The organism is Streptomyces sp. NPDC017202 (assembly GCF_044331705.1).
Lineage (GTDB): Bacteria > Actinomycetota > Actinomycetes > Streptomycetales > Streptomycetaceae > Streptomyces.
The window spans coordinates 574,190-587,990 of record NZ_JBIRNP010000002.1; the positions used below are offsets into that span (position 1 = coordinate 574,190).

12 protein-coding genes and 1 tRNA gene are annotated in these 13,801 nt (G+C 68.9%); 8 read left to right on the forward strand and 5 right to left on the reverse strand.

The genetic code is table 11. From position 1 onward, the window contains the following. Positions 1–21: 21 nt before the first annotated feature. Positions 22–312 (reverse strand): zinc-ribbon domain-containing protein, encoded by a 291-nt coding sequence (locus tag ACH4N1_RS06855; protein ID WP_398095017.1) that lies wholly within the window; start codon positions 310–312, stop codon positions 22–24. A 468-nt stretch (positions 313–780) separates the two neighbouring features. Between ACH4N1_RS06855 and ACH4N1_RS06860 the strand changes: the two genes are divergently transcribed. From ACH4N1_RS06860 to ACH4N1_RS06885, 6 genes are all read left to right on the forward strand, one after another. Beyond that, positions 781–1,545, forward strand: a complete 765-nt coding sequence (locus ACH4N1_RS06860; RefSeq protein WP_398095018.1) for a Crp/Fnr family transcriptional regulator — start codon at positions 781–783, stop codon at positions 1,543–1,545. 92 nt (positions 1,546–1,637) lie between these two features. After that, entirely contained in the window at positions 1,638–2,450 is an 813-nt protein-coding gene (locus ACH4N1_RS06865; protein WP_398095019.1) for a hypothetical protein, read from the forward strand. 103 nt (positions 2,451–2,553) lie between these two features. Beyond that, the gene (locus tag ACH4N1_RS06870) at positions 2,554–4,683 is read left to right on the forward strand and encodes a hypothetical protein (protein ID WP_398095021.1); all 2,130 of its coding nucleotides are present in this window, start codon (positions 2,554–2,556) and stop codon (positions 4,681–4,683) included. Continuing rightward, positions 4,680–5,753: a hypothetical protein gene (locus ACH4N1_RS06875; protein ID WP_398095022.1), complete on the forward strand. Its 1,074-nt coding sequence runs from the start codon at positions 4,680–4,682 to the stop codon at positions 5,751–5,753. Before ACH4N1_RS06870 ends, ACH4N1_RS06875 begins: the two co-directional genes overlap by 4 nt. Beyond that, positions 5,746–7,218, forward strand: a complete 1,473-nt coding sequence (locus tag ACH4N1_RS06880) for a DUF4407 domain-containing protein (RefSeq protein WP_398095023.1) — start codon at positions 5,746–5,748, stop codon at positions 7,216–7,218. The genes ACH4N1_RS06875 and ACH4N1_RS06880 overlap by 8 nt, the downstream gene beginning before the upstream one ends. Before the next feature lie 85 nt (positions 7,219–7,303). Further along, positions 7,304–7,849 carry a Pycsar system effector family protein gene (locus ACH4N1_RS06885; RefSeq protein ID WP_398095024.1) on the forward strand — a complete coding sequence of 182 codons (546 nt, stop codon included), beginning with the start codon at positions 7,304–7,306 and terminating at the stop codon, positions 7,847–7,849. Between the two features lie 243 nt (positions 7,850–8,092). On the opposite strand, the gene ACH4N1_RS06890 is transcribed toward ACH4N1_RS06885, so the two are convergent. The 3 genes from ACH4N1_RS06890 to ACH4N1_RS06900 form a co-directional block, all read right to left on the reverse strand. Next, positions 8,093–8,166 (reverse strand) — tRNA-Pro (locus tag ACH4N1_RS06890). A 41-nt stretch (positions 8,167–8,207) separates the two neighbouring features. Then, positions 8,208–8,993, reverse strand: a complete 786-nt coding sequence (locus tag ACH4N1_RS06895) for a Pr6Pr family membrane protein (protein ID WP_398095026.1) — start codon at positions 8,991–8,993, stop codon at positions 8,208–8,210. A gap of 117 nt (positions 8,994–9,110) precedes the next feature. Beyond that, complete coding sequence (locus ACH4N1_RS06900; protein WP_366058477.1) at positions 9,111–10,037, reverse strand: metallophosphoesterase; 927 nt, start codon at positions 10,035–10,037, stop codon at positions 9,111–9,113. Positions 10,038–10,212: 175 nt separating this feature from the next. On the opposite strand from ACH4N1_RS06900, the gene ACH4N1_RS06905 reads away from it, so the two are divergent. Then, positions 10,213–10,677, forward strand: coding sequence for a GatB/YqeY domain-containing protein (locus ACH4N1_RS06905; protein WP_398095027.1), 465 nt, complete (start codon positions 10,213–10,215; stop codon positions 10,675–10,677). Positions 10,678–10,787: 110 nt separating this feature from the next. Here ACH4N1_RS06905 and ACH4N1_RS06910 read toward each other — a convergent pair whose 3' ends face one another. Then, positions 10,788–13,055: a transglycosylase domain-containing protein gene (locus ACH4N1_RS06910; RefSeq protein ID WP_398095029.1), complete on the reverse strand. Its 2,268-nt coding sequence runs from the start codon at positions 13,053–13,055 to the stop codon at positions 10,788–10,790. Positions 13,056–13,462: 407 nt separating this feature from the next. On the opposite strand from ACH4N1_RS06910, the gene wblA reads away from it, so the two are divergent. Then, entirely contained in the window at positions 13,463–13,801 is a 339-nt protein-coding gene (wblA, locus tag ACH4N1_RS06915; RefSeq protein ID WP_324787120.1) for a transcriptional regulator WblA, read from the forward strand.

Consider the following 13,801-nt stretch of genomic DNA (forward strand, 5'->3'; position numbering starts at 1 on the left):
CAGCGGACGCCAGTGGTGGTGTCAGGACTGGTACGGCTGCTGCTGCGGCTGCCCGTACGCCTGCCCGCCCTGACCGCCGGCGGCCTGGGCCTGCAGGTGCTCGGCCTGCTCCTTCACCAGCTTCTGCTCCGCCCCGCAGAACGTGCACTGCGTGGCGTACTTCGTCGAGATCGGGAACAGCGGCACGAAGAACAGCGTGAACTTCGTGACGCGCTTCCGCAGCGTGTGCGCGGACGGATTGCCGCAACGCCCGCACACCAGCGTCAGTATCGCGAGCTGGTACAGATATCCCTTGGTCCCGAAGATGATCATGTCGCCGGTCCTTTCCCGGTTCGTCGCCCCCCTCCCACCATGCGAGGAAGCAGCGCCTGACACCACACACGATGCCATCCACCCACCCCCATGATCCCCCCCACGGACCGCCCCGGCGGCGGCTCCACGGCACACTGGCGCCCCCCGTACCTCGCCCCCTCGTACCTCGCCCCCGTGCCTCGGCCACGGCCGGCAGACCCTCTCCATGCGTGGGCACTCCGCCTCTTCCGCCTCACAGAACATTCGGTGAGTCGACGCGGCCACCTCGCCGGACAGCCGGTCCGCAGGGCCGCTCAGGCAGCGGACCTGCCCCGAGGCCCACTGCACGGTGAGGGACAGATCACGGCACTCCAAGGCCGGACCGTTTGTTCTTTCAGGGAACATTCATTCGGTCGATTCCGGCTGCCGGGAGGGAAAACAGGCCACCTCTTGCCCTGACTGTTTTCCGGAACGCGATTCGACGGCAGCATGGGCAGGCATCTGAACTGCGCGTTGCGCCGCAGAGCGAGATCGTCGGGGGTACTGGTGAATCACGCGTGGCCGCCGTCCACCTTTCTCGGCCGGTTACGAAATGCCACACGCGACGAACTGCTGAGGCAAGGAACTCCGATCGCCTATCCGCCGCATCGGACGCTGCTGCAGCAGGGCGACGAGAGCCGGCACGTCCTGTTGATCACGAGTGGTGTCGTGAAGGTGGTCGCCAGCGCGGAGAGCGGTTACGACATGCTGCTCGCCGTACGCATAGCGGGGGACCTGGTAGGAGAAATGGCGGCCTTCGAGGAGCGCCCCAGGTCCGGCACGGTGGTCGCGTGCAGTGACGTGACCGCCCGGATCATCCAGGTGCGGGCGCTGGAAGACTTCCTCACCCGTCACCCGGACGCCGTGCGGGCCATCCTCCACATGCTGTGCGCCCGGCTGCGCTGGGCCAACCGGCGACGGATCGACTTCCAGGCGTACGACTCGCTGACCCGGTTGGCCCGGGTCCTGGCCGAGTTGAGTCAGGCTTACGCCCAGCCCGTGCCGGACGGCGACGGCAAGCGGTGCGACCTCGGCGTGACGCTCACCCAGAAAGAACTCGCGTCGCTGGCCGGCCTCGCTCTCAACACGGCCGAAAAGAGCCTTGCCACTCTCGCCGCCAAAGGGCTGGTGGAACGCAGTTACCGAAACATAACCATCTGTGACGTTCCGAAACTGCTTGAATTCGCCAAAGTTCTGGCTGACAACCCGTATTGATACGGGATCACCTCACCCGGACTCTCCTAGCCTCTCGGGCAGCACTTCGTGGGCCGTGTTCGCCCACACCCTGCCCAGAGAGGAATGATCCGGTGCTTGAGTGGTCCGGGTTCTGTCACTGCGCCTGTATAGCCGTGGACGCGCAGGCCTACGGCAGCAAGAACGACCGTAGCCAGTCCGAAATCCAGCACGACCTGCCGCGGCTGCTCGACCGCGCTGCCAGGGGCGCTGGCCTGGACCGCGCGCGGTGGCAGATCCAGCGCAAGGGCGACGAACAGCTCGCGGTGCGTCCCCTGGACGGCACCGAGCCACGGCTGGTCGACGACTACGTCCGCCACCTCGTCGCCGAACTGCGCCGGTACAACGCCCAGCGAGTGCCCGAGGCCCGGATGCGCCTGCGGGCGGTGGTGCACCAAGGGCTGGTGGAGCTGGCTGAGAACGGCTTCGCCGGTTCGGCCGTGGTGGCTACGGCACGACTGCTGGGCGCGCGTCAGCTCTACGACGCCCTGGCAGCGCACCCCGACGCCGACTTGGTGCTGCTGCTGTCCGACGACGTCTTCCGGTCCACGGTGGCGGGTGGTCACACGACTCTGTCCACCGATGACTTCACCCACGTCACCGTTCAGGTGAAGGAGTACGAAGCAGTTGCCTGGCTGAGCGTGCCCGCGCTCGGCGTGCCGGCCGGTACCTCACGTGAGCCCGGAACCGCGGAGGCGGGGAGGTTTGTGGCTCCGGCGTCGGGGATGCCCGCGGCGGACCGGCTCGGACCGGCGGCCGCGGCCGTGACCGAGGGCGGAACGGGGATCAGCAACGAGTACCGCGCCGAAAGCATCAACGTCACCAACGTGGCCGGATCCGTGGATGCCCGGGGTGCCGTCTTCGGCTTCGGGAGCGCCGGTGGCTGACGCTTCGGGCCCGGACGAGGGGCCGGCCGTACCGTTTTTTGGCGAGGAAGGCGACGCGCCGGAGGCCACAGGGGATGGTCCGGGCCCGGTCACCGGCGGAGACGTGACCGCCGAGCGGCGCGAGGAACCGGACGAGCGGAAGGAGGACGACCGGGGCTTCGACGATCTGCGCCGCGTCCACCAGCTCGTCAACAACAACTTCTACGGTGTCGTCGACGCCTCCGGCGCCGCATTCGGCTTCGGCGCGGCCTCGTCTCCCGGACTTGCCCCCGGCACCGTCGAGCCCGTGGAGGTGGACCGTGCCCTGCGGTTCTACCTTCCCCCGCAACCCCGCTTCGACGAGGCGTTCGGCAAACTGCGCGAGGACGCTCTCGTCGTACTGACCGGCCAGGACAACTGCGGCCGGGGCGCTGGCTCCCTTGCCCTGCTCAGGAGGATCCTGGGCAAGGAGGCCAGGCTGCGCAGCCTGTCACCCGCCAACGCCCTCGCCGACCTGGCGGCTTCGCAGGACCTCAAGCCGGGGCAGGGGTACGTCATCCTCGACTACGTCGGTGAACTGCGACCCGAGGCCGTACAGGCGTACGACATCGGGCGGCTGAGTGAGGAACTGGGCCGCAAGGGGTCGTACCTGGTGATCACGGCGGGCGACACGGCCCGTCGGCGGCTGGCGCTGCGGGACCACTGCGTACCGTGGCAGGCGCCGGATCCCGAGGAACTGTTCGAGCACTGCAGGAGGCAGCTGCCGGAAACCGGCCTCGAGCCGGGCATCGAGAAGGAGCTGCTGGAGCGCGTCAGCGAACAGCGGCGGCCTGCGGACGTCGTCGCAGCGGCCTTGGCCCTGTCCCGGGAGGGTGCGGAGAAAGCGCTGGACACCCTCCGGGACCGCCACCGGGAGCGGGTGCAGGGATGGTTCGGCGAGCGGCCGGCCGCGGACGATCTCCTTCCGCTTGCGGCCCTGGCCTTCCTTGAGGGCATCCCGGAGCGGACGTTCGAGAAGGAGTGCGCCGCGCTCGCCACACATGTGCGCAACTGGGAGCAGAGCGGCGAGACGCCGGTCGCGGAGCCGAACGGACCGACCGCGGTGCCCTCGAGCGGTGCGGTGGCCGGCCAGTCCCGGGCCCGGTGGCGTGAACGAGCGGTGGGGCTCGTGACGACCGAGCACCGGCTCGGCCCGAGCCGGAAGGCCGGGCGCACCGAGAGGTGCCTGGTCTTCACCTCGCCACGCATCCGCGAACTCGTCATCGCGGAGCTGTACGACCTGTACGGCTACGAACTCTGGTACCCGCTGCGCCGGTGGCTGGGCGAGCTGGCACTGCTGGGCGACCTGGACACCCGGACGGAGGTGGCCCGAGGTGTCGCGCTGCTCGCCCGGTACGCCCTGGTCGAGGTCGACGAGAGCCTGCTGACGGTCTGGTCCGACGGTGTCACCAACCAGCGGGTGACCGCCGCGCTGACGCTCCAGTTCATGTGCGACGTCGAACACCTCGCCCCGCAGGCTCTGAGCACCGTCGTGAGCTGGGTCGACAACCGCGGCGCGGAGCGTGCGATGACGGCGGCCATGGCGCTGACGGGCCGCCTGGGCTCGCTCTACCGAATGGATGCGCTCACATGGCTGTGGTTCCTGGCGTGCCGGGGCGAGCGGGTCGCGTTCTCGGCCCGTCGCTCCCTGGTGCTGCTGTTGCAGACCGCGGAACGGGAACCCGAACGCGTCCTGTTGATTCTCCGGTACGTACGGACCGTGATCGCCAAGGTGGCGCCGGGCTCCCGCGAACGGTCGATCGCGCTGAGGATCGCCGTCCAACTCCTGGAAGCCAACCGGCTGGAGACCGCCGAGCCCATGACCGCCGCCCTCCTGCGCGGTGTCCCGGACAGCGCCCGCCATCTCGCGTCGCTGTGGGTGGACGTCCTGCACAGCAGCAACCGGAGCCGGGCGGTGAGCGCGCTGTGCCGGACGCTGGTGCAGTTGCGCGACGATCCGTCCGTCACCGGTGCCGTGCGCGAACTCGGCGAAGGCATGCGGAACGCCATGAGCCCGAGGCAGTGGACCGCGCTGCGTCACCACCTGTCCATCGCGCTCAGGCACCCCGATCACGCGATCCCCGGTGCCGTCCAACTGGCACAGGTGCTCCTCGGATCACTGCGCGTCCAGACCTCGGCGGACTCCCGGCGCTCCACCGCCTCCCTTCTTTCCACCGTTCCCTTCCCTTCCGCTCAAGGAGGCCGAAGCAAGTGAACTACCCGGTCATAGCCGAGCACATCCTGGCCACGGTCCAGGGCACTTGGTGGTCTCGGCGCCGCCGCCGCGAGGACGTGCCGCCGCTGCCCGCCGGCGCGGTCCATGTCTTCAGAGTCGGCGGGAACTACCGCACTTTCCCCGAGGGCATGGTGTTCGACCCGTCCCACCCCGACGTGCTCGACGCCTCCTCGGTCAGCCTGGTCGACACCCGGGCGCGTCTGGTCGATGTGGAGCGCCCGCTGCCGTCGATGAGCGAGGCGGACAATTTCACCGTGAGGGCCTCCTTCACCTGTCAGGTGACAGACCCGGCCGTCGTCGCACGGCAGGGCATCATCGACGTCACCGTTCCTCTGCGGGCCTACCTGATGGGCGACAGCGACCTGCCGAGGGTGAGCGCCGGACACCGCGTGGAAGAGATCAACGCGGTCCGTACCGAGGCCGGCCACCGTATGACCGCCTACAGCGCGATCGTGCCGCCCCGTGTCGCGGGTATGAGCGTCGAGTTCGTCAGCGCCGAGGTCCACGCGTCGGAGGCGCTGCGGGACTGGGAGCAGAAGCTGCGCGATGAGCGGCGCTCCTGGGAACTCCAGCGTGGACAGCGCGATTTCGAGACTCAGGACGCGCTCCGGATCGCGGAACTGCTCTCCCAGGGATCCGATCACGTGGACGCCTTCGGCATCGCGCGGAAGGAGATCGACGTCACCGAGGCGGCGGCCCGCATCCACCGGATCACCGAGGAGGAGTCGGCCCGCCGTCACAAGGCCGAAACGACGGACCGGGCCCACGCACAGTCGATGGAGACGGCGGAGGCGCAGATACGCCGCGAGATGCTGCTGACACTGCTGCGGCAGGCCGCCGGCAGCGAATACGTCGACTACCACCAGATGCTGGACCAGGTCCTGCGGGAGATGGGCGGCCGGACCGCGCACGGCATCGGAGCCGCCACGGACACCGCCCGCATGGTCGAGTCGGGCCGGGCGCACCCCGGCCGCACAGCGGCTGGTCGGGGTGGTTCGCGCGACCCTGAGGGCGGTTTCGTCAAGGACGAGGACGATCTCGTTGACTGACTTCCTGACGAGCCATGTGACGCCCTCCGGCACGGTGGACGGCCGGAGCACCGGCGATGAGGCTGCCTTCCGTACCACGAACGGCCGGGCCACTGCCCGCACCATGGGCAGTGGGACCTCTGCACCCACCAGGGACATGGAACCCTCTGCCCGCACCATCGGTGAAGAGACCCTTGACCACACCACCGACCGCCTCGGCTTCGACGCCGCACGACGTCTGCGTACCCTGACCGGCGTCGACGAGGAGTTGCTGGCCAGGGTCAGGTACGAGCGGAGCAAGTACACAGCCCTCGGCGGGGTGGTGCTCGGTACCTCCGTCATCGCAGCTTTCTCCATGTGGAACTTCGCGACCGAGGCGCTCGGCAGGGTCTCCCTCACGGCTCTGATCCCCACGGTCATCTGGATGCTGTTCGTGCTCAACCTCGACCGCTGGCTGGTCACTCCTCAGCCGAACACGCGACGGCGGATCGGGCCTCTTCTCACGCGGCTGCTGATCGCTCTGATGCTCGGCACGGTGATTGCGGAGCCGTTGGTGCTGCGCATCTTCCAGACAGCCATTGAACAGCATGTCGCAGACGAACGTACGGACGTCGTCGACCGGTTGCGCACGAACCTGGTTCGCTGCAACCCCGTACCGTCCACGACGCAGACCGCCATTCCGAATGGGTGCGACAGGTCGTACGTCCTCTCCTTCGGCGCGACGCCCGGCGAGCGTGCCGAGGAACTGGTCGCCCTGCGCTCGGACGCTGCCGCCCTGCAGAAGCGCGTGGACCAGGACACCACCAGACTGGAGGCCATTGACTCCGAGGTGCGTGACGAGTGCCGCAGGCTGATCCGCACAGCCGCCACCGGTCTGTATCAGCGGACGTCCGAATGCCTGCGTCTGCGCGGCAAGGCACGCGACTACCGGACCACCCATCACACCCGTGCGAACGAGAAGCGACTCGTCGGCATGAACAGCCGCATCTCGGAGATCGAGGCCGAGCTGACCTCGTCACGCGGCGCGTTCCTCAAGGCTCGGGCCGAAGGCATCGAGCGGCGGCTGGACGGTGAGCGCGCCAAGCAGAAGGAGATCGGCGTCCTGGAACGGATCCGGGCACTCGACGAACTTGCGAGCGGGAACCCGGTGCTGTTCGTGGGTATCTGGCTGGTCCGGCTGCTGTTCGTCCTGCTCGACGTGCTCCCCGTGCTGGTGAAGTACCTGAGCGGTGAAACCGCGTACGACCGGATGCTCACCGGCGAGAGCAACAGCGCGGTGAAGATCCACGGCGAGGAAGTCCGGCTTGCCGAGCGCCGAGCCATGGCGAACCTCGAGATCGCTCAGGACGCCCTCGAACAGAAGGTCCGACGCCATCGCGTCGAGTCGGAGGCGGCGCTCCGGGAGCACACGGCAACGATGAACATCCGGGTTCGTCAAGCGGTGAACACGCTGGAGGACGAGATCCGCCGCTCCTCGACGGTCTGACACCTGCCCGCACCGAGAACACGGCACCACGGCCGCCCCACACGCCGGGGCGGCCGTCTGACACGGATGGAAAGGAGGGAGAGGCATGACCACACCCGGAGGCGGCGCCGGCACAGATCCCGACAACGACACCGGCACCACACCCGACCGGGGCGCAGCACTCGCCAGGGTCCTGCTGTCCGAGGCACGTGAGGAGCTCGCGAGGGCCGACAACAAGGCCGGTCTCGTCCTGGCATCCTTGGGAGCGACCCTGACCGCCCTGCTCGGTGCGATCGGCAGCGGTGTCGTCGCCCCGCGGCACTACCCGCTCGTCCCACAACTCCTTCTCTGGGTCGGCTGCGCCGCCTGTGTGCCGGCACTCGTCCTGCTGGGCCTGGCCATGACCCCACGACTCGGAAACCCGCACCACTACCGTACCCACTACTTCGGCGACGCGCGGCTGGCGGTGTCCGTCGCACACCTGGAGCGGACGGTGCGTCGTACCGATCCCGTGTCCCGGGACCTGAGTCAGCTGGTGATCCTGTCCCAGATCGTCTGGACCAAATACCGCTGCATACGCCACGCACTGGCCTGGGGCACGGCCTTCTTCGTGCTCACGCTTCTGGGCATCGTGACGGGAGCCTCCCATTAGCGGCTCGTCGGCGGGTCCGGGGAGCCGATGATTTCGCCTTCGTCCGCGCGACACGGCAGAAGCGACGAGACCGACGCTCCATCCCCTCGATGAACCCCTGCAAGAGGGAGGCGCCCTCTCTGGTGAGCAGTTCACCTCGACGCGTCCCGGCTGACGTCATCGCCTGACTCCCCAAAGGGCCCCGGAACCACTCAGGGGCCCGACCCGCGTTGCGGATCAGGCCCCTGACCTGGTACTTCACTGTCGGGGTGGCGGGATTTGAACCCACGACCTCTTCGTCCCGAACGAAGCGCGCTACCAAGCTGCGCTACACCCCGATGTCGCTGCTCTACTGCTTGTCGCGGCGACGTCGTTTACTTTAGCCCACCGGTGGCCGGAGACGAAATCCGGTTTTGCCGCGGTGGCGGACGGGGTTAGGGCGGGCGTGGTCGAGGGCGACCAGGAGGACGGCCAGGGCGTAGAGGGAGAGGCCGAGGAGGAGCGCGTTGGCCAGGGTGTGCCTGTAGCCGTGGGCCGCGACGTCCAGGAAGGGGTAGAGGTAGCGGTCAGGGGCGCCGACGGTGATCAGCGCGGCGCGGGCCAGGGAGAAGCCCAGGTAGACCAGCGGGTAGACCAGCCAGGTCGCCGCCTGGCGCAGGTGCAGGTGGGCCGGGGCCGTCAGCAGCAGCCAGTCCAGGACGGCCGCCGCCGGGACCACCGTGTGCAGGAGGTGGTGGGCGACCGCGTGCCAGCCCGTCGGGGCGCCGGTCGCGCCCGTCACCGAGTACGGACTCGCCGCGTCCGCCAGCAGCAGGTGGTACACCAGCCCGTTGGCCACGGCGTAGAGCAGTGCCGCACCCGTCAGGGTGGAGGGGAGGGGGCGGCGTGCCGTCCAGGCGCGGCGGGCCGACACCAGGGTGACCAGGGCCAGCAGGATCGTGCTCTGGACCGAGAAGTGGCTCAGCACCCGCAGTGGGCTGCCGAGCAGCAGTGCGAGGGTCACGGCGCCGGTCGCCGTCCCCGCGATGAGCAGCCGGAGGACGCCCGCCGACGGGCGGCGTGCCGGGGCCACCACCGCGGAGGCGGGGACGAAGGAGGGCAGGAGCGCGTGCGTCCGCGGGATCGCCGGCAGGTCCGGCATGTCCCTGGGTATCGGGGCGGTCATGCCCTCACGCTAGGAAGAAGGGGCAAAGGGGGCGATGCGGGTGGTCCGTTCGGGGGAGAGCGCTTCTCCCTGCCCACCCGTCGGCCCCTGGCGCCCCAGGCCTTCGAACCCCTCCCGCTACTCCCTCCCCACCAGCGTCAACAACGTCACCTCCGGCGGGCACGCGAACCGCACGGGTGTGTAGCGGTTGGTGCCGCAGCCGGCCGACACGTGCAGGTAGGCCGTCCGGCTCTCCGCCGTGTGGGTGGACAGGCCCTTCACCCGGTCCGTGTCCAGGTCGCAGTTGGTGACGAGGGCGCCGTAGAAGGGGATGCAGAGCTGGCCGCCGTGCGTGTGGCCGGCCAGGACCAGGGGGTAGCCGTCCGCCGTGTACGAGTCCAGGACGCGGAGGTACGGCGCGTGCACGACGCCCATCGAGAAGTCCGCCGTCTCCGAGGGGCCGCCGGCCACCTGCGCGTACCGGTCCCGCTTGATGTGCGGGTCGTCCAGTCCCGTCAGCTCGACCGACACGCCCTCGACCTTCAGGGTGCCGCGGGTGTTGGTGAGGTTGAGCCAGCCCGCGCCGTCGAATCCGTCGCGCAGGTCCTCCCACGGATTGTGGACGACGTCGACCGCGGGAGCGTTGCCGTTCAGTCCGTGCCGGCCCTGGGCCTTCTCGAACAGGTAGCGGGCGGGATTGCGCAGCTTGGGGCCGTAGTAGTCGTTGGAGCCGAAGACGTACGCCCCCGGGAACTCCATCAGCGGGCCGAGCGCGTCGAGGACCTCGGGGACGCCCTCCGGGTCGGACAGGTTGTCGCCGGTGTTGATCACGAAGTCGGGGCGCAGGCCGGCCAGCGAGCGCAGCCAGCGCTGCTTCTTGCGCTGGCCGCTCACCATGTGGATGTCGGAGACCTGCAACACGCGCAGGGGGCGCATCCCGGCGGGCAGGACGGGGACCGTCACCCTCCGGAGGCGGAAGGAGCGGGCCTCGAAACCCGCCGCGTACACCAGACCGGCGGCGCCAGCCGCCGCGATGGACAGAGGTACTCCGTATCGCGCGCGCATACGACCATCGTGTCAGACCCGTTCTGCGGCCAGGACGCCACCGTCCCCGGAACCTCCCTGAGACGACCCTCAGTTGTCCCTGATGTCCCGCACGTGCCGCTCCTGGAGGGAACGCCGCCCGTGCGGGTGTAAATGAAGGGGCGGCGTTCCGTCCGCACCTGCGACAATCACCCTCATGACCACGCTCAAGTCGAAGCTCAAGGAAGACCTCAACGCTGCGATCAAGGAGCGCGACGAGCTCCGCTCCTCGACGCTCCGGCTGACCCTCACCGCCATCACGAAGGAAGAGGTCGCGGGCACCACCAAGCGCGAGCTCTCCGACGACGAGGTGCAGAAGGTGATCGGCCGCGAGGCGAAGAAGCGCCGCGAGGCCGCGGACGCCTTCGCGCAGGGTGGTCGCGCGGAGTCGGCCGAGCGGGAGCGGGCGGAGGGCGAGATCCTCGCCGCGTACCTGCCCAAGCAGCTCAGCGACGACGAGCTGGAGGTCATCGTCACCCAGGCCGTCGCGGAGGCCAGGGCGGCCGGTGCCGAGGGGCCGCGGGCGATGGGCGCCGTCATGAAGATCGTGAACCCCAAGGTGGCCGGTCTGGCGGAGGGCGGCCGCGTCGCCGCCGTGGTCAAGAAGGCCCTCGCGGGCTGACCTGACCCGTCGCAGGACACCTGGACCCTGCGCCCAGCAGTGACGGCTACGGCCCCTGCCCCCTCGGAAGGGGGGCAGGGGCCGTAGCCGTGGAAGAGGTGCCCGGGGCCTCAGCCCCGCCCCCTGCCTCCGCCGCTCCCGTTGCCCTGTCCCTGGAACAGGTTGTCCGGGAGGCTGATGCCGCCGGAGGTGCCGTCCGTCGTGCCGCCGTCGATGAGACCGCCGATGAAGCCCGAGTCGCCGTTGTTCCCGTCGTCGTTGCCGCGGCCGTTGTCGCCGCGGTCGTTCTCCTTGGGGTCCTTCTCGCCGCTCGGGATGCTGATGAGGTTGAAGGAGGGGGCCTCCTTGCCCTCCAGCGCGCCGGTCATGGCGTCCCGCCAGATCGGGCCGGGGGTGTCACCGCCGTAGACCTGGGCGTGGTAGGTGCCGCCGATGGAGATGTTGGTCATCTTGACCTTCTGGGAGGCGCTGCCGACCCAGACGGCGCCCGAGAGGTTCGGCGTGTAGCCGACGAACCAGGCGTTCTTGCGCTCGTCCGTCGTACCCGTCTTGCCGGCGTTCGCGCGGCCGGACAGACCGGCCTGCTTGCCCGTGCCGGAGTCGGTCACACCGCTCAGCAGCGTGTTGACGCTGTCCGCGGTCTTCTCGCTCATCGCGCGTGAGCAGGTCGACTTCGGGACCTCCAGCGACTTCTTCACGCCGCCCACGGTCTGGGTGATCGACTCGATGGCGACCGGCGTGCAGTACATCCCGCGGCTGGCGAAGGCGGCGTACGCGCTCGCCATGGTCAGCGGCGAGAGGCCGGTCGAACCGAGGGTCATCGAGGACGGCACCTCGGGCACCTTGTCGCCGTTGCCCTGGACGACGCCGAGGGCGTCGGTCATCTTCACCACGGGGCACATGCCGATGTCGCCGAGCATCTCCACGAAGTAGGTGTTGACCGACAGCTCCATGGCCTCCTTCAGCGCGTACGGTCCGGTCTCGGACTCCGACTCGTTCTCCAGGGTCTCGTTGTTGGTGTTGACCCAGGGCTTCCCGCTGCACGTCTGGACCTGCTGGGGGTACGGCATCTGGTACGGCGCCGGGTACGACTGCGTCGGCGGCTTGCCCTGCTCCAGGGCGGCCGCGGCCACGAACGGCTTGAACGTCGAGCCGGTCGGGAAGCCGAAGTTCGACCCGCCCATCGCGGCGTTGACCGAGAAGTTGTACTCGGTCTCGTTCTTGCCGTAGCCGTACGGCTTCGACTGGCCCATCGCGAGGATCTTGCCGGTACCGGGCTCGACGAGCGTGGCGGCCGCGGCCACCTTGTCCGACTTGTAGACGTGGTCCTTCAGCGAGTCCTGCACGGACGCCTGGGCCTGTGGTTCGAGCGTCGTCCGGATGGTGAGGCCGCCCTGGTTCCAGACCTTGGCGCGCTCCTCCTTCGTCTTGCCGAAGACCGGGTCGCTGAGGAAGACCCGCTCGACGTACTTGCAGAAGAAGCTGGCGCCCTGCACCGCCGTGATGCAGCCGTTCTTCGGCTGGGTGACCTTCAGGCCCAGAGGTGCCTGCTTCGCCTTGTCGGCCTCGGTCCGCGAGACGTCCCCGACCTCGGCCATGCGCTCCAGCACGACGTTGCGTCGCTTGACGGCCTCGGCCTCGTCGTTGACGGGGTCGTAGCGGCTGGGCGACTGGACGATGCCGGCCAGCATGGCCGACTCGGCGAGGGTCAGGTCCTTGGCGTGCTTGGAGAAGTACCGCTGGGAGGCGGCCTCGACGCCGTAGGCCTGCTGGCCGAAGAAGGTGATGTTCAGGTAGTTCTCGAGGATCTTCTTCTTGCCCAGCTCCTCCTCGACCTGGATCGCGTACTTCAGCTCGCGGATCTTCCGGCCGATGGTCTGCTGGGTGGCCTGCGCGACCTTCGTCGGGTCGTCGCCGGCCTCCTCGACGAAGACGTTCTTCACGTACTGCTGCGTGAGCGTCGAGGCTCCCTCGGAGACACCGCCGCTCTGCGCGTTCTTGTTGAGGGCGCGCAGGACGCCCTTCAGGTCCACCGCGCCGTGCTGGTAGAAGCGGGAGTCCTCGATCGCGACGATCGCCTTCTGCAGATACGGCGAGATGTTCTTCAGGTCGACGACCGTGCGGTCCCGGGAGTAGACCGTGGCGATCTGGTCGCCCTCGGCGTCGAGGATCGTGGTGCGCTGGCTCAGCGGCGGCGTCTTGAGGTTCGCGGGGAGTTCGTCGAAGGACTCCACCGACCCCTTCGCGGCCAGTCCCAGCGCCCCGACCGCGGGCAGCGCGATGCCGGCCAGCACGGCTCCCGCGAGCACACTGACACCGAGGAACTTGGCGGCCTGCTGGGTCGCCGTCAGACCACCGCCCGAGCTCTTCTTTGGCATGAGGGCAGCCTACGTTCTCATTCGCCGGACACGCGTCAATGCCTTGGCCTAAGCTGCTCTCAACTGTCACAGCAGCAGGGCCTACGTATCAATACGTCCGGCGACCCCGAATCGTTCCGGAGGTTCCTCGGTTTCTGATGGGGGCGTGTCCGAATCCGCCTTGTGTGTCGATCGCCGTCCGTTGTGACTCAAGCAAACCGTCCCGATTCGCCGGGATGGCCGCATATGTCGCAGGCTCACTCCCCCGGGTGATCTGCCGCTTACGCATAGTCCGTTCGGACCATTCAAGATTGGGCCCGAAGGGGGTGTTGCGCTGTGCCCACCTTCCGTAACGTCCTCAACTGGCGGCGGTGAATATGCCGCTGCCGCCGTGGGGGAGCCTCGATTCGGGAGAGGACGGCGCCGGTATGGGCTGGGTAACCGACTGGAGTGCGCAGGCCGCCTGCCGCACTACTGATCCGGATGAATTGTTCGTTCAGGGAGCAGCGCAGAACAGGGCCAAGGCGGTGTGCACCGGATGCCCGGTGCGCACCGAGTGCCTGGCGGACGCGCTCGACAATCGCGTCGAGTTCGGCGTGTGGGGAGGCATGACGGAGCGCGAGCGCCGCGCACTGCTGCGCAGGCGGCCGACCGTGACCTCCTGGCGCCGGCTCCTGGAGACCGCGCGCTCGGAGTACGAGCGCGGAGCGGGCATCGTGCCGCTCGACGACGACCAGGTGTACGAGAACTACGCGGCGGTGGGCTGA